This is a genomic window from Candidatus Manganitrophaceae bacterium (assembly GCA_016200325.1).
Taxonomy (GTDB): Bacteria; Nitrospirota; Nitrospiria; order SBBL01; family Manganitrophaceae; genus Manganitrophus.
The window spans coordinates 129,186-152,457 of sequence record JACQEZ010000020.1; the positions used below are offsets into that span (position 1 = coordinate 129,186).

Here is a 23,272-nt window from a genome sequence, read left to right on the forward strand (position 1 = left end):
AAATCTATGTATAAGAAAATCGATTCTTTTCTAATGAAAGAATTTATCGTATACATCATAATTTTATCCATTGGTATCTTCGGTTGTGGGGAGAAAGCCATGAAGACGACTGACCAAAATCGTCCTATAATGTCACTGAACGACATATCTACGACTGCGTGGCAGAAGCTTTCGCAACAAAGAATCTATTTTGGTCATCAATCGGTCGGAAGCAATATTATAGACGGTATTACAAAAATCACAGGATCAAATCAGGCGACCAAACTGAATATTGTAAAAATAGATGACAGCCGTGCCTTTGATCAGCCTGTGTTCGCGCATGAGGATATTGGAAAAAACGAATGGCCTCTGACCAAAACCAAAGCGTTCCGCGAGCGCCTTCAGAGCGGGGCAGGAGAGAAGATCGATATTGCTTTTCTCAAGTTTTGCTTCTGGGACATCAGAAGCAAAACAGATGTGGAAGAGGTCTTTAAAGATTATAAAGAGACCCTTGCTTCGTTAAAGGAACAATATCCCAAAATAAAATTCGTTCACTTTACGGTTCCCTTGATGACCCATCCGACCGGAATCACCCCGGCGATTAAAAGAATCTTCAATCTGCCGGTGGAATGGGATCTGGATAATATCAAACGGAATCAGCTGAACAGGTTGATTCGTTCGGAATATGGCGGTAAGGAGCCGATTTTTGATATCGCTTCGATCGAGTCGACTCTGCCCGATGGCCGCCGTGCTCTCTTTTCGAATCAAGGGAATGACTATCCTTATTTGGTTCAAGGGTATACGGAGGATGGTGGACATTTGAATCAAGAAGCGCGCAAGCAGGTCGGTGAACAGCTATTAACGATGCTGGCCCGACTTTCAGAGACACTTTAATTTGATAGACATGTGAACACGAAATTGACTTCAAAAGAAAGTATTTCGATCGTGGAGGAGCCTTCCTTTTTTTCAAATAAGGATTATCGGCTTTTTTCCATTCTCCATCACCCTTTGGATGCGATTCCTGCCAATCGACAGATCGGAATTATTTTCTGTGATCCTTTCGGTGAAGAGAAGCTCTGGGCCCACCGGGTATTCGTCAGTTTTGCCCGGTTCCTTGCCAGAAACGCTTATTGGGTCCTTCGCTTCGATTGTATGGGGCATGGAGATAGCGACGGAAATGATGTAGATGCCACCCTTGAAACGCAGCTGTCCGACATTCACCAGGCGATCGCCTTTTTAATCAATAAAACTCAGGTCAAGAAGGTGATCTTGCTGGGAGCGCGGTTCGGCGGGACCTTGGCCGCCATGGCGGCCGCGGCGGATCCCCGGATCGACGGCGTCGTTTTGTGGAATCCGATCCTCAAGGGAGAAAAGTATTTTCAGGAATGTCTTCGCTCGAACTTAACGACCCAGATGACGACCTATCGTAAGATAAAATACACCCGAGAGCAGATGGTGAAAGAGCTGCTGGCGGGGATGCCGGTCAATATCGATGGTTATTTGATCTCGTCCGACTTTTATAAGCAGATCTCCCAAATCGATCTGGTTGCGGGGATGCGCTCTTATAGTCGGCCGCTCCTGATGGTTCAGATTCATAAAGAGGAAAACGTAAAAATCGATAAAGAGCTGCAAGGTTTCCATCAGACGTTAGAAGAGGCGGGAAAGCCGGCGCAATTCATGACGGTGAGAGGAGAGCCTTTTTGGCGGGAGTTGAAGACTTTTCCTCAACAAGAAGCGCTGCTTTTCGAGAAAACGGCCGATTGGATTGCCGAGCAGACCGGTCCATCGGTGCCTGGGATAGATGAAGGGGATCGTTCGCTCCATAGAGGCGCGGGCGCGATGGTCGAGAAGGGAGGAAGCTGAAGCGTTGGAAAAAGCGGTCAGTTTCAGAAACAAAAAAGGACAGCTCCTCTTTGGCGTTCTTCATCTCCCGGAGACTCCGAAACCTGGCCCCCGAATCGGCATAAATATTCTCAACCCGGGCCTGAAAAACCGGGTGGCGCCGAATCGAATTAATGTAAAAATGGCGAGATTGCTTTGTGAGGTCGGTTTCTATGTTTTCCGGTTTGATCCATTTGGGATCGGGGACAGCGACGGGGAATTGGCGGCGCATGACTCCGTCATGGATCTCTGGGGGATGATTCAACGGGGTTTGTTCGTATCGGACACCCTCGTTGCCAATGATTTTTTTGTCCGTGAGACCGAGGTCGAGAAGCTGATCTTAATCGGGCAGTGCGGCGCCGCGGTCACCGGCATGTTGGTCGGTGCGGAGGATGAACGGGTCGAGAGCCTTATTCTGGTCGATGCGCCCGTTCGACTCTTATCCTCGAATGTCGATCTGTCGGACATTTTGGCCGAGACCCACACGCCGAGCGAAATGTTGGTCTACTATTTAAAGCGGGTTCTCGATGGACGGTCATGGATCAACCTCTTTAAACTGAAATCCGATTTTACAGGCGTTCAGAAAATAATTCTAAAGATCATTCAGACCCCTTTCAATCGAAACCCCAAAAATGCGGGTGATCCATTTACGGTTTCCGAGCGGTTTAACAAGAAGTTCCTCGATGCATTTTGCCGCTTTATGGATCGAAAAAAGGAGATCTGTTTTCTCTTTGCGGAAAATGATTTCGCATTGAAAGAGTTTCAGCAGGACATGCAGATGAACTTCTTGGAGCGTCAAAATCGATATCCCTCCCAATATAAAATTCAGATCATCAAAGATGCGAATCACGTCTATACCGAAGAAGGGTGGCAACAGGAGCTGCTTCAAAACATCCGTTCATGGTTGAGCCAATATCAGGAAGTCCGTTGAATATCATAGAAAAGATCAAAAGGTATCGCAGGGAGAAGTATTTCTCCAATCTGCTTAAGAGGGGATTGGTCTTGGGGGACGATGTCCAGATTAATGATGGCGTTTTCATCGATCCCTCCCATTGTTTTTTGATTACAATCAAAGACCGTACCGTCTTGGCCCCCTGTGTCAGACTGATTGCGCATGATGCGAGTATGTTCAGATTTATCGGTGTTACCCGGATCGGGAGGATCATGATAGAAGAGGATTGTTTTATCGGCGACTCCACGCTGGTGCTCCCCGGCGTCCGGATCGGCCCGAATTCAGTCGTCGGCGCCGGTTCGGTGGTCGTCAAGGACATCCCCCCGAACAGCGTCGCGGTCGGTAATCCGGCAAAGGTCATCTGCAGTCTGGAAACCTTCCTCGCAAAGCACAAAGAGATTCGCGAGAAAGGGAGGACCTTCCATGAAAACGAATATAATATCTTTCAGATTACGAAAGAGAAGAAAGAAGAGATGCTCGACTACTTGGCAAAAAATATCGGCTATATGGAAGGAGATGGCTGAGTTGGGATTTCGGAAAAATTCGGTGACGCAGTTGTTCTTCATAAACCAAGAGTTTTTTGAAAAATGAACAAAATTAAAATAATGCATGTGACACACGATTTAAATATCGGCGGTCTCCAGCGGGTGGTCGTGGATCTGGCCAAAAATATCGATAGAAATAAATTTGAGGTGTCTGTCTGTGCGTTGCGAGAGGGGGGACCTTTTGAAAAAGAATTAACGGATCAAGGGATTGAGGTGATCCGAATGCCGCCGATGAACGATCGTCCCGACTACTTTCGGTTTTGGAAGCTGTACAAAATAATGATTGAGAAAAAGACGGCGGTGGTTCACACGCACAATATCGAGCCGTTTACAGATGGCGTCCCGGCCGCTTTATTGGCGCGGGTTCCTGTGAGGGTACACACCGATCATGCACGCGTTTTTCCGGATAAAAAACGATATATGTTTGCCGAATGGATTCTCTCCCATTTTACTTCTCAGTTGGTCGCGGTCTCCGAGCATACGAAGGCAAATTTGGTTCAATATGAAAAAATTAATTCAAAAAAAATAAAGGTTGTTTTAAACGGCATCGCGGGGGAAAAGTACCGGGTTCAAATCGATAAAGAGCAAAAGAAAGCGGCACTTGGAATCGGCCCGGGCAGGGCTCCCATTTTGGGCGTCTCGGCGCGGTTGACCCGGCAGAAAGGGATCTCTTATCTCCTGCAGGCGGTAAAACTCCTTTCGAAAGATTATCCGGACACGCTGTTGCTGATCGCGGGAGAAGGGGAGTTATGGGATCAGTTGAATGCCGAAGCAAAAGAATTGAGGATTGAACGGAATGTTTTATTTCTCGGGCCGCGGTTGGATGTTCCTGAAATACTTCAACTACAAGATGTTTTTGTTCTTCCCTCTCTTTTTGAAGGCCTTCCCTTGGTTCTTTTGGAAGCGATGGCGGCTTCGTTACCGATTGTGGCGACCGATGTGGGGGGCAATCGACAAGCCGTCCGCGACGGCTTAAACGGCTTTATCGTACCGTCCAAAGATTCTGTCGCGTTATGTAGTGCAATCAAACGATTGATTGAAAACAGCGCGACACGCGAGAGCTTTTCAAGGAATTCGCTGGAATTGTTTCAAAAGGAATTTGCCTTGGAACGGATGGTGAAGACGTATGAAGAGATTTATCTCAATTGTTTAGTATCAACCAATTGAGGAAGGTAAGACGCAACAGAATTAATGTTATGGATGGCCACAATGCCGTCCAAATAGCAGAGCCACTGCCGGCCGGACTTAAGTAAGGTCCCATCATTCAGGCGGCGCCCATCAATCCAGAGAAGCCGCGCTTTCATAAAATATCATGAACCAGACGGTTTCTGACTGCTCTGTTACAATAATGTAATAGGACGATTATCAAAATAAATATCTGCTCTAAAGTGTTTAATCTCTATTAAAATTCGGCATTTGTTCTATAAAGCATCTGTAAGTGACCGAAAATTTAAAAGATAATTTGAGAAGTGCCAGGATCGGAAAGCTGGATATGAATCGAAATATTCTAATGCTCTGTTATTATTTTCCACCTTTGACTGATGTCGGAAGCAAGCGGAGCGTTGCATTTTCGAAATACTTTAAAAAGTATGGATGGAATCCCTATGTTTTAAGTGTAAAGAATCCGGATAAAGGGTATTGCTCCGTCGGAAATGATCAACCACCTGAAGGGGTTACGACGGAGTATTCCTATTCTGTGATCAATCTATCAAGACTGGTAGGGAGGCTCAATGGCGTGCTTTCGAGGCTCCTCGGACTTATCCGTATCAAAGTGAAGAGGAATTACTTTTATCTCCTCTTTTGTATACCCGATCAATTTTGGGGATGGATCCCGCTCACCACCCTTAAAGGGCTAAAGCTCATTAAATATCATAAAATCGATATGATCTATGTCTCTTGCATGCCGTTGAGTTCGGGGGTCTCGGCGCTCCTTCTTAAGTTTATGACCGGGAAGCCGCTTATACTCGATTTTCGAGATCCCTTCGGGATCGAGAGGGTTTTTTCAATATTGGATGTGCCCAAATTTAGAAGAAAAATCGAACGATCTCTTCTGAAGCTTTTCTTGAAGTATACTGATATTTTTATTGTTAATAATGATGAAACAAGAAAAATCTATATCCAGGAGTATCCGGAGGCCAAAGATAAGATTTTCTCGGTTCATAACGGTTTCGAATCGGGATACATGATTCAGAAGGGGATGGAGAAATATCGCAAGTTTACGATCGTTTATACCGGAGAGTTTTACTTTTATGCCTTGGAAGCCGAAACCTTTTTTCAGGCGATTGCCTTGCTTAAGCAAAAGGGGAAAATAAGCCAAGACACTTTCCAGTTTCTCTTTTACGGAGATGGCAAAAGCGAAATCGAAAGGATTGCAAAAAAATATGACATTACCGACCTGGTCATAACGAGTTCCCGGGTTCCTTATAAAGCTGTTTTAGAGGTCATGTCAAAATCACATCTTCAATTGCTTCGAATTGTAAAGCCGATGATTAGTACAAAGCTCTTTGAAGGGATCCCGCTCAATATTCCTTTTTTGGCGACCATTCCTCATGGAGAGGTCGAGGAGATTATCCATACATATAGCCCGAGCTCTTTTGTGGTGACCGAAGAATCTCCTGAGAAGATCTCTGAGGCGATTCTGGGCGCAGTCGCAAAATATGAAAATAATGAAATAAAAGACAATTACGTGGAGGAATTCCTGAAAAGGTTCTCAAGAGAGAGCCTGACGCTCGAATTGATAAAAATCATCGAGAACCATTTAAACTCCAGAGGGCCGTGCGTTGAAAATAATTAACATTGTGGGTGCCAGACCCAATTTCATGAAAATCGCTCCATTGATCCGGGAGATGAAAAAGAGAGAGAAAATTGAGCACCTTCTCGTTCATACCGGCCAGCATTATGATAATGACATGTCCGACAGTTTCTTTAAGCAATTGGAAATTCCGGAGCCGGATATCAATCTGGGGGTCGGCGCCGGCTCTCATGCGGAACAGACAGCGAAGATCATGATCGAGTTCGAGAAGGTTCTTCTCCAACATAAGCCCGATTTTATTCTTGTCGTGGGGGATGTCAATTCAACGATCGCGTGCTCCTTGGTTGCCTCGAAATTGGGTGTAAAAATCATCCATGTGGAAGCCGGCCTTCGCAGCTTCGACAGAGGAATGCCCGAGGAGATCAATCGGGTTTTGACGGACGCCATCTCTGATCTCTTGTTTACCACAGAGGCAAGCGCCAACAAAAACCTGAAGCAGGAGGGGGTTCCTGAGCAAAAGGTTTTTTTTGTTGGAAATGTGATGATTGATACGCTTGTCCACTGCTTGGACAAGATTCAAGATCGCAGTCTGCCGTTTCAGAACTTACATGAAAAGCAATATGCGGTCGTTACCCTTCATCGGCCTTCCAATGTAGATCGTCCTGAGGTCTTAGAAAAAATACTCGATGCGCTTTCCCGCATTTCACAAAAGATAAAACTCGTCATCCCGCTCCATCCGAGGACCCAAAAGAACATCAATGCCTTCGGTTTGCAAGAGAAGCTTGATGCCATCGCACGGAACGGGGTGATCGCCGGGCCAATCGGCTATCTCGAGATGCTGAGGCTCATTAAATCGGCCAGACTGGCAATTACCGATTCCGGGGGTCTTCAAGAGGAGACGACCTATCTCGGCGTTCCCTGCATCACAATGCGAGAGAATACCGAACGTCCCTCCACGGTAGAGTTGGGCACGAATGTCCTCGTCGGCAATGATCTTGGTTTGCTTTTTGAGCATTTTGAAAAGATTCTGTCGGACCATTTTAAAAAAGGGCAGATCCCTCCGCTTTGGGACGGAAAAGCGGCGTCAAGAATTGTTGAAGTATTGGTAGGCTGACGTGAGCACTCAAAATACCAGCACACGATCGCAGCTTTATTGGAATACCCTCATCCGTATTCCTTCTCAAATCATCTCCTTCGTGATCTCAATCCTTGTAACCAGGATTCTTGAGCCGAAGGATTTTGGTGTGATGGGGATCGTCATGATGTTGATCGGCTATTCTAATTTGATAACCAATTTTGGATTTAACGAAGCGATTATTCAGAAAAGGATCAACGATAAAAAGGTTTTAAACTCTATATTTACATTTGACCTGGTGGTTTCGTCTTTTTTTGCATTATTGTTCTTTATGCTTGCCGGTTATATCGCGGACTTTTTCAAAACCCCTGAGTGTAAAGAAGTCATCAGGGTTATGAGTCTCGTATTTATTATCAGTTCATTCACCGGCATGCCGGCCACTCTCTTAAAAAGAGATATGAACTTTAAATATATCTCTCTCTTCGATTTTATTAGTTCTTGTCTGATGAATTTTATTACCCTGTTTTTGGCTTTAAAAGGTTTTGGATATTGGGCCTTGGCCTATGGCCAATTGATTCCACTAATCATCATGACAGTTTCATTGTGCATTAAAACAGGATGGATTCCAATCTTCTATTACAGTCATGCTTCACTAAAAGAGATCTTTCATTTTGGAAAGTGGAATTTTATGAAGACGCAACTGGGATTTGTCACCCAACACCTCGATAAATTTATTGTGGGAAGATGGCTTGGACCGACGAGCCTCGGCTTTTATGACAAAGCAATCAGTGTGGCAGAAATGCCTTATAACTCGCTCATTATCAATATCAATAGTGTCATGTTTTCCTCTTTCAGCCGAACAAATGAGAATAAACATCAGCTACAACAACAATTCAGAAAAAGCTTAACGCTGCTTTCTTTTATAAATCTTCCGATCTACTTTGGTTTAATCGTAATTGCACCTTATTTTGTTTTGGTCCTTCTCGGCAATAAGTGGTCTCCCATGATTATCCCTTTTCAAATTATCCTTGTAAGCATGCTCATTAGATCATTCGGCGGTTTGACGGCAAGTCTAAACGTGGGGGTGGGTAAATATAAAGATCATACGATACTTTTTTTTATCGCTTTGGTTGCTTTTATGATCACTGGTTTTCTATTTTTGTCTTTTGGTATTGAAGGGATTGCCGCGAGTTATTTTGTTTTTAGCCTTATTCAAATTTATCTATGGATGGGTTTATCATTAAAAAATATCGATTTGTCCTGGAAAGATGTCTTGTCAGCCGTTTATCCGGGTGCTGCCGCCTCAATCGTGATGTTCTGTGTCGCTAAATTACTGACCCAGTTTATTTTTATAGATTATTCATTTATCAATATGATTTCTGTCATCGGTATAAGCGCATCTGTTTATTGTTTGTATGTGCTTCTGGATAATTCTAAGCTTACCAAAGACTTAAAAAATATAATCTGGGAAGATATCAAAAGTAAAACGTCTATTGTTTTAGCGCAGAAGTAAGCTTTCGTTGCTCTGAATGAAGTTAATTTAAAAGGTCTTAGATAAGTGAAAAAAACAATCGTGTTTATCAGTCCAGGCCCAACCTATCGGCCGCATTCTGAGCTTTATGAGAGCCAATTTAAAGAGCTCTCTAAAAACTTCAGAGGATATATTTTTACGACCTCTTCAATCAGTGAGACGTTTCCAATCGGTGATTTCACCTATCGGTCGATGAAGTATTACAGTTCAAAGTTCAGAGTTTTATTCTTTTTGTTTTTTTGTATATGGAATGCGTTCGGATTTCTTTCAAAAAGAGAAAAAATAGATCTGGTCATTTCCTATGATCCTTTCCTGACCGGAACAATCGGGTGTATTATCTCTTTCATATTGAGGGCGAAGTTTGTACCGGAAGTGAATGGTGTATATACTTCCGATGCCGAGTGGCTCGATCTACCCGATACCATTGGTATCAGGCTCAAGAGGATCGGCTATGATTGGATAATGCGCTTTGTCCTGAAACATTCCGATGGGATTAAGTTACTTTTTCGTGAGCAGGTTGATCCCTTTAAAAATATAATCAAAGGTAAAACGATACGAGATTATCCCTGTTTTGTCCCTATAGATAATTTCAAAAATATCTGTGAAAACAAAGAAGTGCTTTTCGTTGGGTTTCCTTTTAAGAGAAAAGGAGTCGATCTCTTAATCGAGGCGTTTAAAGCAATTGCTCCAAAGCATCCGGACTGGAAGTTAAAGATTCTAGGCTGGTATCCTGATCCGGATGAATTGACCCGGGCGATCGATGGGCATAGCCAAATTTACCATCAAAAGCCTGTGCCGCATCAAGAAATGCCGCAGCATATCGGATCCTGTGCTATTCTTGTGTTACCCTCTCGATCCGAAGCAATGGGAAGGGTTCTGGTCGAAGCGATGGCGGCGGGAAAACCGAGGATTGGTGCCAATGTAGATGGTATTCCAACCGTCATCCAGCATGGTGTTGACGGCTTATTATTCGAGCGAGAGAACATAGATGATCTTGCTGAAAAATTAGATATGCTAATGAGCAACCCGGACCTAAGGCATAAACTGGGTAGTGCGGGCGAAATGAGGGCAAGAAAGGAATTTACAAAAGAAGAATATGTTAGAAATTTAACCGACTTTTGCAATAAAGTATTGAATTAATCATATGGTGATCAATGACAGAAACTGGAAATAATAGAAATCTTGGCAAGTATAAGAATTGGTTCTTCTTCACACTGGCGTACCTTCTCGTCGATTATGGGCGTCCTCAGGATATTCTTCCGATCGGATTTTTAAAACCGGGAATGATTGTTATTCTAATATTAACCGGGTTTCTGCTCTTTACGGGTAAATTAAAAGAGTCTGACAGTAAACAAACCCGGATGATGTGGCTCTTTATCCTTTTGCTTGGTATCTATGTCCCCTTTGCTGTCAATAATTTTCTTGCCTACAAAACCACAGAGACAATGTTTTTATTTATGCCCTTTATTTTATCCATTGTCGTTTGCATAAATTCACTGGAGTACCTTAAAAAGCTGATCTTTTTTCTTATATTAATCATGATATACGTCTCTGGATACAGCCTTTTACACGGCGGTGTCGGTTCTGGCAATTATTTTCAAGATGAAAACGACCTTTCTCTCTACATCAATATGTACCTGCCTTTTTGCTTTTTTTTTTCTCCGTCGAAAAAGGAAAGGTCAAGAAAATTGTTTATGCCGTTGGCCTACTAACCGGAATTGGCGCGATTATCATCTCTTTCTCCCGTGGAGGCTTTGTCGGACTGATATCTACTGCGGTCGTCGCCTGGCTTTATAGCCCCAAAAAATTAAAATCATTGGCCATTATCGGATTATTGGCACTGATGATCTATGCATATGCAGGAGATGCTTATTGGGAAAGAATTTCGACTGCAAAAAACACAGATGAAGGAACAGCGGCCGAGAGAATAGAGTCCTGGAAATCGGCCTGGAACATGTTTCTCAGCAATCCGCTCGGCGTGGGCGGGAATAATTTTATGGTGAGATTTCCTGAATATCAGACGGAGTATTTCAAAAAAGCGATGTGGGGGCGACAAGCACATTCATTATGGTTTACGCTGATACCTGATCTTGGAATCCCAGGAATAACGATCTATCTTTTGCTTTTATACTACAATGTCAAAGACATATTCTATTTAAGAAACATAAAGAATAATCTTCCCGATTCGAGATACTTTCCCGCCTTATCGGCGGCCTTCATGGCGTCTATCGCAGGCTATTTCTCATCGGGTACTTTTCTCTCGGTCTTATATTATCCCCATTATTGGTACCTTAGCGGGATAATAGTCGCAGCGGCAAAGGTCGCAAAGAGTACACAAATTGCGAATGAGAGGATAATGCAAAGGCCGAATGTTATAGTGGACGTTAAATTATAGGCGTTGTTCCCATGCCCAGCACGCATCCTCGAAAAATAATGTTGGTCTTCGGTACCAGACCGGAAGCCATTAAATTGTGCCCTCTTGTGAAAGCGCTGGAAAAACACACAGACGAATTTAAGACTGTTGTTTGTACGACCGCTCAACATCGGGCGATGCTCGATCAGGTTCTGAAGACTTTTGATGTCGCTCCGAATTACGATCTGAATTTAATGAAAAATGACCAAACATTATTTGATATCACTTCTGGAATTTTAATCGGGATAGGCAAGATCATAAATAAAGAGAACCCTGAGCTCATTCTGGTACAGGGAGACACCACCACCACATTTTCCACTTCCCTTGCCGCTTATTATAATCGGATCAAGGTCGGGCATGTGGAGGCGGGACTGCGTACGGGCAATAAATACTCTCCCTTTCCTGAAGAAATAAATAGAAAAATGACGACCATCCTTGCAGATATACACTTTGCTCCGACAAAAAAAGCAAAGGAGAATCTTTTACGCGAAGGGGTCTTGGAAAGGGATGTTATTGTCACCGGAAACACCGTGATTGATGCGCTTTTATGGGTCAGAAAGAAGATATCGGATGAGAAGAAAACCTATAAAGAACTAAGCGATATTGATTTTACAAAAAAAATAATACTGGTCACCGGACATCGGCGAGAGAACTTTGGACAGGACTTTGTCAACATCTGTCAAGCGTTGAAGGAGCTTGCTGTACAATATCGAGAGATTGAAATCGTCTATCCAGTTCATTTAAACCCGAATGTCAGAAGGCCTGTTTATGCCGTACTTTCTGGTATTGAGAATGTGAAACTGATAGAGCCCCTTGATTATGAGCCGTTCATTTATTTGATGGATCGATCGTATTTTATTATTTCAGATTCCGGCGGAATCCAAGAAGAAGCTCCATCGCTCGGCAAGCCTGTTTTGGTTACACGGAACACCACCGAACGGCCGGAGGCGGTAGAAGTCGGCGCCGTGAAATTGGTGGGGACCGACCGCAAGATCATTCTCCAGGAGGCTGAAAAATTATTAGATGATCGGACGTCTTATTCAAAGATGTCAACGCTCCAAAACCCTTATGGCGATGGTCGCGCGTCTGAAATAATAATCGGTGCGATCAGAGAACTTTTGCACTCCGACGGACCTTCTTAAGTGGTTTCGATCGATAAGATAGATCATCTACAGGCCATGAGATTATAAATCGCTATGGAGGCGGGAAAGATCCATATATGCCATATCATCTCCGGAGATCTTTGGGCCGGGGCTGAAGCACAGGCATATACATTGCTCAAAGGGTTGTCGAAAAAGCCGTCACTACAGTTGAGTGCTATTACTTTCAGCAATGGCTATTTAGCAAAGAAGCTGCTCGATGCGAATATCCCGGTCGATGTGGTCGATGAAAAGGCAAACAACGCACTGCAAATCAGCCGGAATATCTACAGAATTCTAAAAAGAAGGGATGTTAGAATTGTCCATACCCATGGGTATAAAGAAACTTTTCTTGGAGGAATGGCCTCCAGGCTTTCACGGGTAAAGGGAATCATTCGGACCCATCACGGCAAGGGTGTGATCGACAGCGGGGCTTATCACAGCCTTATTGAAAAATTAAATTCGCTTTTCTTTTCAGATGCGCTCATCTCCGTCTCGGAGGATTTAAAGCGGTGTCTGACCGACTACGGATATCAGAGGGTAAATATAGACGTCGTACACAACGGAATTCTCACCGACGAGGTCAGACCAACCGCATCTTCGGATAAAATTAAAAGTGAGTTGCAGATTGATCAGGAATCAATCGTCATCGGCACGATGGGAAGAATGGTGGCCATAAAAGGCCATCGATATTTCATCGAGGGGGCGAAAGAAGTTCTGGCCAAGCACGATCATCTCGTTTTCATTATCGCCGGCGACGGGCCGCTAATGGATGGGATGCGTCAGGAGATTAAGCGCTTCGGCATCGAGAGTAAAGTGAAGCTGATTGGTTTCAGAAATGACCCGTTCAATGTTCTAAACATATTCGATCTGTTTGCGATGACCTCCTTGCATGAAGGTATCCCGACTGTGCTTTTGGAGGCGATGTGGTTGGGAAAGCCGATTATCGCAACCAGGGTGGGAGGGATTCCTGAAATTATCTCTGACGGCTGCAATGGTTTATTGATTGATCCGGCGGACGGGCACGCATTCGCATCAGCGTGCCTCCGGCTGATTGACGACCGTGTTTTACGAGATAAACTATCCGAGGGTGCCCGAGAAAGCTTCATTGGTAAATATGATGTCGGACGAGTGGCCGAAAATATAGAAAAAATATACAAAAGGTTTTTATAGGATGCAAATTCTTTATATTTGGGATGCCGATTATCCGTGGGACATCCGGGTTGAAAAAATATGTAAAACACTTGCCCGAAACGGATATGGCGTTCATATCGCGGCAAGAAATTTAAAAAAGAGACCGGAAAATGAGGTGATTGATGGGCTGCAGATCCATCGTCTCAAAAGCATTCAGAACGGCACGCTTAATTATGCGCTCTCTTTCCCTGTTTTTTTTAGCCCGGTCTGGAGAAAGTTTCTTGATCGCATCATTGCTAAAAACAATATCAAGTTACTAATTGTTCGAGACCTTCCCATGGCCATTGCTGCCATTTGGGCCGGGGAGCGACATGGAATTCCTGTCGTTCTCGACATGGCCGAGGACTATCTCGCCATGATTTGGGATATATGGAGAGCAAAGAAGTTCCATGGTTTTAACCTGGTCGTTCGGAATCCGTATTTGGTGAAATTTGTCGAGAAGTATGTTTTTAATAAAGCGGATCATATTTGGGTCGTCATAGAAGAGGCGATCAAAGTGGTGGTCAGAGGCGGAGGCATTCCTGAACAGGTTACCGTCGTCAGTAATACGCCCGATCTTTCCGTTTTTTCGAATACGGAAACCGAGACGAACGACGATTTTAGATTTATACGGAAACGGTTTTCCGCCATCTACACGGGTGGAATACAGATGGGGAGAGGCATACAGACGGTTTTGGGTGCGTTACCACAGATCATCACCAAAATACCTGATTTTTTGTTTGTCATTGTCGGTGATGGTTACGCAACCGAGGCGCTCAAGCGAATCGTGGTGGAGAGATCATTACAAAACCATGTCTTGTGGGTAGGGTGGGTAGATCATTATAAGATATTTGATTATATCAGAATGAGCAAGGTGGGGCTGATTCCCCATTTTGTGACCGATCATGTTAATACGACCATACCGAATAAAATATTCGATTACATGGGCTGTGGTGTTGCAGTGGTTTCATCGGATGCCGTTCCGATGAAACGGATATTAGAAGAGGAGAAGTGTGGGCTCACTTTTCGGAGTGGAGATTCCAACGATCTTGCAAAGTGCATTATAAATATTCATGAGGATGGAATGCTCTACGGTAGGAATGGGGTTGAAGCAGTAAAACAGAAATATCATTGGAAAGAGGATGAGAGAAGACTGCTTGCGGCGGTAAAATCGCTCTGTTAGGTCCAGACCCATTTGTGAAAATGTGAAAAGGTGATCTCTTTAGGAACCTTGTAAGAATAGATAACAGAATAAGGCGAGAACCCATGAAATTCAGTTTCGATTTATTTAACGGAAGCGATGCCCCCTCTCAAGATTTTAAGCGCTGGATTTCCGGTTGGTGGTACCGTTCCGAAGGAATCAGGTTTGAGAGCGGAAGTCTCCCAAACGGAGACGAATGGTTGATGGCCGGAAACCTACTCTCAGATGTAAACATCAATGACATTATAAATAGAATGCGCACGGCGGGTATCGAAACCTTATTTAAAATCGACGGGCAGTTTATTTTGGTTCTCCATTCGAAATCGAAGGGGGATGTTGAGATATATCGTGATCGAACTGGCATTTTACCCTGCTTTTATGCTCAATCTGCAAAAGGAATTATCCTCTCTTTGAAGATAAATGATGCAAAAGAGCTGGCCGCCGGGAAAGCGGCTCATTCTCAATCTCTTTTTGAGCACTGGCCAATCTATCGAGTGAGCTTTTTTCCCGACACCCCTTTTGATCGAATTAAAAGCTTATCCGGTCGTCATTCTCTTTCTATAAGAAATAGACAGCTATCTTTAAACGAGCATCAGATGGCATTACCTATGGAAGGCGTTTATAAAGACTTAGATCCTGCCGCAGCCTCGCTGGGTGAGATTTTATCTGACGCCGTTAAGAAGAGGATTACAGGACAAAAAGGGCTGGGAGCGTGGTTAAGCGGAGGCAATGATTCCAGCTTGCTCGTTGCATTGATTCGAAAACATTACAGTGGAAATGTAAAAACGGTATTCGTTACATTTGAAGATTATCAGCGGAATTATCGTCAGTATGCAAAACAAGTTGCGGATAAATTCAATACAGAGCATACGGAAATTCAGTTGAATATTAAAGAATATCTTAATCTCTGGGCTGAAACGGTCAATATTATCCAGGCTCCTTTAAATCATCCAGGAATAATAGGACAAACCGCCGGCCTGAAGAGCCTCTCCGGGAAAATTGAAACAATCTTTGCAGGCGAGGGAGCGGACACCGTATTTGGCGGGCCCTACTGGGCGCCGATGCTCGCGCTGTCCCATTTTGGAGGGGTCCTGCCGCTTCCACTGCGGGACGGATTACTTCAACTGTCAAAGAAGATTTCTGATAAAACGTTCATCACAAAAGTCGCGGGAAAGGCGACCCGAGCTTTAGGGACCCCATTGCCTAAATATCTCCATTCTGAAGACTCCTTTGGAGTAGAAGAAGAGATCGATAAGATCTTTGGAACCGGAACATACGAGCGGGCAATCAATGCTAGAAAAAACTGCGCCCCCGGAGATCTTCTCAAAGGGCTTTTCTCTTTTCACATGTTGTACTGGATCCCGCTCTATGTGGCAGCGGAGATATTGCTCGGTTTTGAGTTCGGAATTCAGTCCGCATATCCGTTCTTGGACTATGAACTCATGCAAGGCTCTTTACGGCTTCCTGTCGGGTTGAGATATCATTATTCAACCAAGAAAGCGGTTTTAAAGCGTTATTGCTTGAATTTTTTTGACAAAGAGTTTGTTTATAAACCGAAAGAAGGGTTTGGGGTTCCTCTAAGCAAGTGGTTTTCAAAGCCTGAATTCACCTCCTTCTTAAATCTGCCACTAGAAGAGCGAAGCCTGAAGCGGGGGTGGTGGAATGAGAAAGAATTGAAAAAAATAATAGACCTACATCGGTTAGGAGGGGGAACGGATAAATCCGCCGAATCGATTCCATGGATCACGACGAATCTGGAATTATGGGCTAGAATTTGTTTGGATGGGGATTCTCCCGATTTATATAAGATTTAATTGGTTTGCTATATTTAACGTTGGGATGTCATTTTATTAGAATTGTATGAATAAATTTGTTGCGAAATACCTTATTTACTTTCCTATTCAATTTCTGCGTCGGCAGAACGTGAGTCGCCATTTATCTCAAGTCTCCGGGCTACAGTATAAATCCCCCCATGAGATTGAGGCTTTGCGAGATGCGAAGATTGAGAGACTGATTCGGCATGCCTATAACAACAATCCATTTTATAAGAAGAAATTTGATGATCTGGGGGTTCGGTCAGATGAGATAAAAGGAATGGCAGATTTAAGCCGGCTGCCGGTCCTCTTAAAAAGGGAAGTATTGGATAATGAAAAGACCCTGATTACCCCCCATTTTGGTCAAAAACTTTATACGAGAAAAACGGGGGGGTCGACCGGAATGACCCTCCATTTCATGAAGGAAGCCGATGTGCTCGCCCAAAACGATGCCATCATGTATCGGTGTTATGACTGGTATGGCATTGATATTGGAGAGAGACAGGTTCGCTTTTGGGGGGTGCCTGTCACGTCAAATCTGCGATGGAAAGAGGCATTTAAAGATCTTATTTTGAATCGGATCAGGATATCTGCTTTCGATATTTCCGAAGCGTCTTGTCTAAAGCAATACGAACAAATAAAGAAATTCAAGCCGACCTACTTTTATGGCTACACCACCGCTATATATGGATTTTGTCTGTTTATGAAGAAATTGGACATCGATTTAAATATGCTCAATCTTAAAGCGGTGATTTGTACCGCGGAAAAAATGTATGATCACCATCGGGAGCTCTTCCGTGAGGTTTTTAACTGTCCGATTGTCGACGAATATGGAAGCAGCGAGAATGGCATACTGGCCTTTCAATGCAAAAATGGGAATATGCATATAATGAGTGATCATATGTGTATTGAATTTTTGGATGAGAAGGATAGACCGGTGAAACCGGGAGAGTTGGGCCGAATCGTTGTAACGGATTTAGCATCTTATGGGATGCCGTTGCTCCGCTATGATATCGGCGACATGGGAAGGCCTTCCGAGAAAACCTGTTCTTGTGGAGTGAGACTGCCGCTGATGGACATTGTTGAAGGACGTAAGGAGGATTTTATCAGAACAAAAGACGGCAAGCTCGTCCACGCCGCCTACTTATGCTATACCTTAAAGGACGATACAGTAAGCGAGTTCAAAATGTATCAGAAAGACTTAAATACATTGCTGGTTTACATCGTCAAATCGCCCAATTTTAGCTCCGACACGGAAAAGATATTGGATAGAAAACTGAGAACGTCACTTGGCGAAGAGATGAGAATTACGTTTGAATATTTAGAAAGGATTCCAAGAGAAAAATCGGGGAAATTGCGCTATTTTGTTTCAGAGATAAACCAGTCATAGTGAGAATATGAGTATATATTATATAGACGAAAAATCGCCTTTGCTCGTAGAAAGCGAGAAAGAGATCGATAAGAAAGATCCCTCTTTAAATGGAGAGATGGCCAACAGCTTTCTAAGCGAATTTAGATTAAATGTGGAAGATTTCAACAGGCTATTTTTCCTAAAATATGAAATGGAATACATCAGCCGATATTCTTATTTAAATCATTTGGATCTTCGGGTGGTAACCCACCCTTACGAGACAAATACTTGTTTTGAAAAGGCGGAATTATTTGGCTCCTGGGATCCGTTAAACGTAATAAAAGCACTCTACTTTGAGTATTCCGTTGACAGCTCGCTTTATGCGGTTGTTGTCCCGGAGACAGGTTGTTTCATCAATAGGGCAAGATTAAAAGAGATTTTAGAGCTGCCGGGCGGAGGTTTTTTAAAAAAAGCCAATGTGCTGCCTCAGTATATGAGTTTCGGAACTTGTTCCCCATTCATCACTGAGAAAGATTTAAAAGTGAACGGGGGAAGAATTGAAAAAATAATTTTTGATTCCGAAGCGCTTGAAGTCAAGAAAGAGGAAAATACGCTGGATGACTTTTCGTTTGGATTAGACCACCGAATGTCGTTACAGATGAACTATTATACCTGTTTTGAGATGCTGAAAAAGCGATATCCTAATACCGTGATTGAAAGGGAAGTTTTAAACCTTTCTTTTAACGAGAAACTAATAAGAAACAATGGAAAGATCAATATCAGCTATGAATTTCAGTCGCTCAATTATCGGACAGCCAAGTTTATTAATAGTATCCATGGCTATGGAGACGTTACGATACTCAACGATTACCTAGATGAGTTGAATCTGCCCCGTATTTTAAATGGGACCCACAAAGCGAACAGCTAATTCTTGATCGATCCGACCCTTTCCTTCCTTTAATACTGTATTAAGAACAGCCGCCTTCGCGCTATTTTCCTTTTGACTTCGCTACCGCTTGGTATAACCCAAGCGTTTATTGCACCCGAAGATTGGTAGGCGGCTGTATGGTTTTGGTCGAACCGCCGGTTCCCACCGTTGTCACATCTGCGCCCATATTGGTGCCTCCCTTGCCTGTTCCCCGGCTCGGCGAATTGCTTGCCAAGGCGAAATCGGTCAGCTGGGTCAGGAGTCCTGATCCATTGGTGAAGTTCGGATTGGATGCAATGGAGTGGGTATCCGGATTGAGTCCACCAATCAGTTCGCCGGATGTTTTCCACTCCGCCAAACTACCGAAGACATCACTTGGATTATATACTTTTGCGATGACTTGAAAGGAATACGATCCGAAGTTGTTATAATCAGACTCTGCAATAGAGTAATCGGACGGAGCATACCCATAGGAGAGCTGATTGCCGGGGCATCCTTGCATGATGTTGTTATAGAAATGGCTGCCATGGGATTCGGTGATGAATACACAAATCGAGTCGGGGACAATGCCATAAAACGTATTATTATATACCACCAGATTATCCGCGTTCGATCCTGTTTCCCCAAAGATATGAAGTCCGGAGTAGGTGTTATTGGCAATCACATTGTTATAAATCTGATGATTCGTCGCATTCCGAGCCGCCGTTGTGACGTAGGGAGTTATGTAAATTGACATCTGATTTCCATGCAGCCAATTGTTTCTAATTATCCAAGAATCGGTGGCTGATTTTAAATAAACACCGCTCTCGGCGTTGTAGACTTCATTATTCTCAATGGTTACTTTATTGCTGTCATAAGATTTAATTCCGCTGATCCCCTGGTAACCGTCGGTCGATCGCGCGTTATATAATTTGCATTTCTGAATTAATATATTGTCTGCGCTGTCGATGCGAACGGTTTCCCGATTGTCCTGCGTGCTGATCGGCGTGCTCCCGCCATTGATATCACAGTTTTTTAATGTGATACCGACCGACCGAATCGTTTGATCGTCGCTGCCGATATGGATTCTTGCCATCTTCGTTCCGTTATCTGATTGGAGTTTAAATCCGTCAAAAACAATGTAGTTGCGTCCAAAAGTTCCAAAAATAGTTGCATAATCTGAGACATCCGCAGAGCCCCCCGCAGTGCCGTTGAAAAGAGGGGTTTCTCCCGCGTAGGCCGCAAATGTGATCGGGCTGGTTGCTGTTCCAGAATTGGCAGGTTCATAGTATCCATGGTAGGTGCTTCCCGCGTTTTTTGCAGGGACATTATACGTTCCACCCCTGAAGTAGACAATGTCACCTGCGCTGGCGTTATTAAAAGCGGTTTGAATCGGGCAGGGGGTGTTTATATTGGTACATTGCGTCCACGTAGCGGTACCATTATTAGAAACATAGTAGGTTGCAGCCTGTGAGGTCTCCGCGCAGACGATAAAGAACGTTCCGACGAAGAAGAGCATGAAAAGGGTTTTGAGTTTGTTTCTCTTTGAAGATATCATCAACATCCTCCTGGTAAATAATAAGCCGCCAAAGTGGTTTCCTCTGGCGGCTCGGCGGACATGGAAGAAAACAGCTTAAAGTTTTGAGTGTGGGCTTAGAATCGAGTTGGCTTCTCACGACTCAAAAGTCAAAACTGTTTTCTTCTTTAGCCCCGTGACTCTGCGTCCCCATCTTTCGATGGGTTTGCTCTGAGCAAAGGTTGAAATGTGGTTCGTTTCTATATTACTCGGTAATAGTAATCTTTGATAAAATACTATATTCGATTTTTTTCGTCAACCCTAATTCTAATTGTTTTTCTTCATCTATACCGTTTAGATTATCACCAATTTTACCCGGACGGTCGACTTTGGGTCACAATCTGCTTTTCTTTTGTTCCGAAGATATTTAAAATCGGAGCAAAGGTCAATCCGGAGGTAAAGGTAGAAATCCTCTTCGGTATAACGATCCCTAATGATTCGACCGATATTGTTTGGAGCTTGTTTTCAGACCCTTGCGAAGAATGCCGAAGACGATTGCGACGAGAATCGCAATAAAATCGGCCGATCCGCCCGGTCCCGCAGTCTGTCCTGAGGTCGGGACGATCATCGCACAACCTCCGCCTGATCCTTCCGATGTGCTCTGTCCTGCCGTCACCCCTCTTTGTTGAGACAATCCCAGCGGGGTCGCCGAGGTCTGTGCCGTGTGTTGATAATTCCCTTGGCCGTCATAGCTGGAGGCGGAATAGTAGTAGGTGATATTGTTTTGAAGCCCGGCCTGGATGACGCTCATCGTCGTATTCGGTGAGCCGCTGAAGTCTCCTAAAACTTCTCCGTCATTCAGATCGGTCGGGAAATGATCGGTCCGAAACAGAATGCGGACACCGACGAAATCGGCGTCGGGCGGATTCGTCCAGTTCAGCGTGATCTGACCGGTGCTGCCGACGGCGGTGAAATTCTGGATGTCCGCCGGCGGGACGGTGTCGGTTACAGAAGGGGTGGTCAACGTGTGGTCTTCTGAGACGGTTAAATTGCCCGCCGCATCGGCGCTCTTGACCCGATAATGGTAGAGCGTGCCCGATTGAAGGGTGGTGAGTGTTTGCGCGTGGCTATTGAGCAGGGTCGCGTTCATTCCGCTGCTGTTGCCGTAAGCAGAGGTCGGGCCGAATTCAACCTCGCTCGTTGCAGGCTCGTCGCTGCCCCAAGTGATGATCACGCTCACCGGTGTCATATCTCGGGTGTCGATGGCCGAGAGTGCCGGTCCGGTCGTATCGGGCGGCTGCGATGAAATCTGTTGTGTGGTAAAAGTGCCGTCACCTGAAACCGATGTGTTGCCGACGCCGTCTTTGCTTAAGATTCGATAATGGTAGGTGGTCGCGGAATTCAGGTTGGTGAGCGCTTGGCTGTGGTTGGTCAACAATGTCGTATTGAGCGGGGAGAGCGAGCCATAAGAGGAGGTCGGCCCATACTCCACTTGAGAGGTCGCCGCCTCATCGGTATTCCAGCTGATTGTGGCGCCCGTTGCCGTGATATTGCCTGCGGCGCTGCCCGAGATCAACGGGGGGGTCGTGTCGGGGGTTCCTGAGGTGGTAAATGTCTTGTCTGCCGAATTGGTTGAATTTCCTGCGGCGTCCTTGCTCACCACACGGTAATGGTACGTGGTTGAGGCGATTAGATTCGTGAGCGTTCGACTGTGGCTTGTCACCAAAGTGGTATCGACCGGAGAGGCGGAGCCATAGGTCGAAGTGGTTCCATAGTTGACCTGAGAACTTGCCGCTTCATTGGTGCTCCAGGTAATGACAGCGGAAGTGGCGGTCATGTTGCTTGCGACAATGCCCGAAACCACCGGCGCCGTTGTGTCGGGCAGGGCGGTGGTCGTAAACGTATTGTCACCGGACGTGGCAAGGTTGCCGGCGGCATCTCGGCTGAGGACCCGGAAATGGTAGATCGTAGAAGGGGTCAATCCGGTGATCGATTGGCTGTGCGAAGGGGTTAACGCCGTATTTTGAACGGTTGCGCTTCCATAGCCGATCGTCACGCCGTATTGAATCTGGGTATCGGACGTTTCGTTGGTGGTCCATGAAATGGTCGCCCCGGTGGTCGAAACGTTGGTCGTCGAGATCCCGGAGATCGCCGGCGGCGTGGTATCGGGCGCAGCGGCGGTGGTAAAGGTGTTATCCCCGGAAATTCCGACATTGCCGGCGGCGTCCCGGCTCCGGACACGGTAATGATAGATCGTTGATGGGCTCAAGTTGGTAAGGGTTTGGCCATGGCTGGTCGTCAGTGTTGAGTTGAGCGAGGAGGATGCGCCGTAAGCCGTCGTGATCCCGTAGTCCACTTGAGTGGTGGCGGTTTCATTGGACGTCCAGGAGAGGACGGCGCTGCTGCTTGTAATGTTCGCGGCGGTGATTCCGGAAAGGACCGGAGGGGTCGTATCAGCGAAGCTTTTAAGAACCTCATTTGAAAAGTCGCTTTCTCCGCCGGCGGTGTTATAAGCGGTCACCGCGAAGTAATAGGTCTGGGTTCCCAATCCAGTTATGGTATAAGAGGTCTGGTTTCCAACATCAATCGGGGCGCCATAGCTTCCGGGGGAGGGACCATAGTAGATTTTATATCCGGCCAGATCGGCCTCCGTATTTGGATTCCAGGAAAGCAACGCGTTGCCGGCGTTTGCAAGGGCGGTCCAGCCAAAGAGGGTGATCATCGCTGTTAAGACGACTGCTCCATACTTGCTCATTAACCGTTGCATGACGTGGTTCCTCCGACGCAGAAATAAAAAAGCCGCCAACGAATTTCCTTTGGCGGCTCGGCGGGCATGGCGTTTAGGAGAGGCGGGGGGCCGTCCGGTCCGTTTCAGCGAAACTTCCGATGCCCCACACCCCATGCTCCGACCCGGCAGAGCCGGATCCAAGCGTCGCTTTAGCCCCGTTGCTCTGCGTCCCCACCTTTCGATGGGTTTGCTCTGAGCAAAGGTCGGATATCGATTAAAAAATCATTCCTCGGAATGGGCCCTTGCCTAAAGATG

At 45.1% G+C, this 23,272-nt stretch carries 19 protein-coding genes and 2 riboswitches; of the genes, 17 read left to right on the plus strand and 2 right to left on the minus strand.

The features are described 5' to 3' along the window. The first annotated feature begins 6 nt into the window (after positions 1–6). The 17 genes from HY282_17725 (at position 7) to HY282_17805 (ending at position 18,734) form a co-directional block, all read left to right on the plus strand. Entirely contained in the window at positions 7–873 is an 867-nt protein-coding gene (locus HY282_17725) for a hypothetical protein (GenBank protein ID MBI3805592.1), read from the plus strand. Positions 874–885: 12 nt separating this feature from the next. Next, positions 886–1,842, plus strand: coding sequence for an alpha/beta fold hydrolase (locus HY282_17730; protein MBI3805593.1), 957 nt, complete (start codon positions 886–888; stop codon positions 1,840–1,842). Between the two features lie 160 nt (positions 1,843–2,002). Continuing rightward, a complete protein-coding gene (locus HY282_17735; GenBank protein ID MBI3805594.1) occupies positions 2,003–2,791 on the plus strand; it encodes a hypothetical protein in 789 nt (262 codons plus the stop codon). Further along, positions 2,761–3,336 (plus strand): acyltransferase, encoded by a 576-nt coding sequence (locus tag HY282_17740; protein MBI3805595.1) that lies wholly within the window; start codon positions 2,761–2,763, stop codon positions 3,334–3,336. Before HY282_17735 ends, HY282_17740 begins: the two co-directional genes overlap by 31 nt. A gap of 63 nt (positions 3,337–3,399) precedes the next feature. Further along, positions 3,400–4,524, plus strand: a complete 1,125-nt coding sequence (locus HY282_17745) for a glycosyltransferase (protein ID MBI3805596.1) — start codon at positions 3,400–3,402, stop codon at positions 4,522–4,524. Between the two features lie 271 nt (positions 4,525–4,795). Next, positions 4,796–6,151, plus strand: coding sequence for a glycosyltransferase (locus HY282_17750; GenBank protein MBI3805597.1), 1,356 nt, complete (start codon positions 4,796–4,798; stop codon positions 6,149–6,151). Further along, positions 6,138–7,223: a UDP-N-acetylglucosamine 2-epimerase (non-hydrolyzing) gene (wecB, locus tag HY282_17755; GenBank protein MBI3805598.1), complete on the plus strand. Its 1,086-nt coding sequence runs from the start codon at positions 6,138–6,140 to the stop codon at positions 7,221–7,223. Before HY282_17750 ends, wecB (HY282_17755) begins: the two co-directional genes overlap by 14 nt. 130 nt (positions 7,224–7,353) lie before the next feature. Beyond that, positions 7,354–8,697 (plus strand): lipopolysaccharide biosynthesis protein, encoded by a 1,344-nt coding sequence (locus HY282_17760; GenBank protein ID MBI3805599.1) that lies wholly within the window; start codon positions 7,354–7,356, stop codon positions 8,695–8,697. Positions 8,698–8,742: 45 nt separating this feature from the next. After that, complete coding sequence (locus tag HY282_17765) at positions 8,743–9,855, plus strand: glycosyltransferase (GenBank protein ID MBI3805600.1); 1,113 nt, start codon at positions 8,743–8,745, stop codon at positions 9,853–9,855. A gap of 14 nt (positions 9,856–9,869) precedes the next feature. Further along, on the plus strand, positions 9,870–10,427 hold the full coding sequence (locus HY282_17770; protein MBI3805601.1) for a hypothetical protein: 558 nt from the start codon (positions 9,870–9,872) through the stop codon (positions 10,425–10,427). Beyond that, positions 10,361–11,110, plus strand: coding sequence for an O-antigen ligase family protein (locus tag HY282_17775; GenBank protein ID MBI3805602.1), 750 nt, complete (start codon positions 10,361–10,363; stop codon positions 11,108–11,110). The genes HY282_17770 and HY282_17775 overlap by 67 nt, the downstream gene beginning before the upstream one ends. An 11-nt stretch (positions 11,111–11,121) precedes the next feature. Further along, the gene (wecB, locus tag HY282_17780; GenBank protein ID MBI3805603.1) at positions 11,122–12,270 is read left to right on the plus strand and encodes a UDP-N-acetylglucosamine 2-epimerase (non-hydrolyzing); all 1,149 of its coding nucleotides are present in this window, start codon (positions 11,122–11,124) and stop codon (positions 12,268–12,270) included. A gap of 54 nt (positions 12,271–12,324) precedes the next feature. Next, entirely contained in the window at positions 12,325–13,440 is a 1,116-nt protein-coding gene (locus HY282_17785) for a glycosyltransferase family 4 protein (GenBank protein MBI3805604.1), read from the plus strand. Between the two features lies 1 nt (position 13,441). After that, a complete protein-coding gene (locus HY282_17790) occupies positions 13,442–14,623 on the plus strand; it encodes a glycosyltransferase family 4 protein (protein ID MBI3805605.1) in 1,182 nt (393 codons plus the stop codon). Between the two features lie 83 nt (positions 14,624–14,706). Further along, positions 14,707–16,455 carry a hypothetical protein gene (locus HY282_17795; GenBank protein MBI3805606.1) on the plus strand — a complete coding sequence of 583 codons (1,749 nt, stop codon included), beginning with the start codon at positions 14,707–14,709 and terminating at the stop codon, positions 16,453–16,455. A gap of 46 nt (positions 16,456–16,501) precedes the next feature. Further along, positions 16,502–17,845 (plus strand): phenylacetate--CoA ligase family protein, encoded by a 1,344-nt coding sequence (locus HY282_17800; GenBank protein MBI3805607.1) that lies wholly within the window; start codon positions 16,502–16,504, stop codon positions 17,843–17,845. Between the two features lie 7 nt (positions 17,846–17,852). Beyond that, a complete protein-coding gene (locus HY282_17805; GenBank protein MBI3805608.1) occupies positions 17,853–18,734 on the plus strand; it encodes a hypothetical protein in 882 nt (293 codons plus the stop codon). 106 nt (positions 18,735–18,840) lie between these two features. Here HY282_17805 and HY282_17810 read toward each other — a convergent pair whose 3' ends face one another. Both HY282_17810 and HY282_17815 read right to left on the minus strand, forming a co-directional pair. Next, positions 18,841–20,271: a right-handed parallel beta-helix repeat-containing protein gene (locus tag HY282_17810; protein MBI3805609.1), complete on the minus strand. Its 1,431-nt coding sequence runs from the start codon at positions 20,269–20,271 to the stop codon at positions 18,841–18,843. Between the two features lie 42 nt (positions 20,272–20,313). After that, positions 20,314–20,470, minus strand: a riboswitch (cyclic di-GMP riboswitch). Between the two features lie 249 nt (positions 20,471–20,719). Continuing rightward, positions 20,720–22,996 carry a fibronectin type III domain-containing protein gene (locus tag HY282_17815; protein MBI3805610.1) on the minus strand — a complete coding sequence of 759 codons (2,277 nt, stop codon included), beginning with the start codon at positions 22,994–22,996 and terminating at the stop codon, positions 20,720–20,722. Between the two features lie 48 nt (positions 22,997–23,044). Beyond that, positions 23,045–23,219, minus strand: a riboswitch (cyclic di-GMP riboswitch). Positions 23,220–23,272 lie beyond the last annotated feature (53 nt).

Excerpts from the sequence above, each read along its gene's own strand:
- HY282_17790 (MBI3805605.1), top strand. The coding sequence starts at position 13,442 with ATGCAAATTCTTTATATTTGGGATGCCGATTATCCGTGGGACATCCGG.
- HY282_17805 (MBI3805608.1), top strand. The coding sequence starts at position 17,853 with ATGAGTATATATTATATAGACGAAAAATCGCCTTTGCTCGTAGAAAGC.
- HY282_17770 (MBI3805601.1), top strand. The coding sequence starts at position 9,870 with ATGACAGAAACTGGAAATAATAGAAATCTTGGCAAGTATAAGAATTGG.
- HY282_17735 (MBI3805594.1), top strand. The coding sequence starts at position 2,003 with ATGGCGAGATTGCTTTGTGAGGTCGGTTTCTATGTTTTCCGGTTTGAT.
- HY282_17725 (MBI3805592.1), top strand. The coding sequence starts at position 7 with ATGTATAAGAAAATCGATTCTTTTCTAATGAAAGAATTTATCGTATAC.
- wecB (MBI3805603.1), top strand. The coding sequence starts at position 11,122 with ATGCCCAGCACGCATCCTCGAAAAATAATGTTGGTCTTCGGTACCAGA.
- HY282_17745 (MBI3805596.1), top strand. The coding sequence starts at position 3,400 with ATGAACAAAATTAAAATAATGCATGTGACACACGATTTAAATATCGGC.
- HY282_17810 (MBI3805609.1), bottom strand. The coding sequence starts at position 20,271 with ATGATATCTTCAAAGAGAAACAAACTCAAAACCCTTTTCATGCTCTTC.
- HY282_17795 (MBI3805606.1), top strand. The coding sequence starts at position 14,707 with ATGAAATTCAGTTTCGATTTATTTAACGGAAGCGATGCCCCCTCTCAA.
- HY282_17800 (MBI3805607.1), top strand. The coding sequence starts at position 16,502 with ATGAATAAATTTGTTGCGAAATACCTTATTTACTTTCCTATTCAATTT.
- HY282_17785 (MBI3805604.1), top strand. The coding sequence starts at position 12,325 with ATGGAGGCGGGAAAGATCCATATATGCCATATCATCTCCGGAGATCTT.
- HY282_17815 (MBI3805610.1), bottom strand. The coding sequence starts at position 22,996 with ATGCAACGGTTAATGAGCAAGTATGGAGCAGTCGTCTTAACAGCGATG.
- HY282_17740 (MBI3805595.1), top strand. The coding sequence starts at position 2,761 with ATGGTTGAGCCAATATCAGGAAGTCCGTTGAATATCATAGAAAAGATC.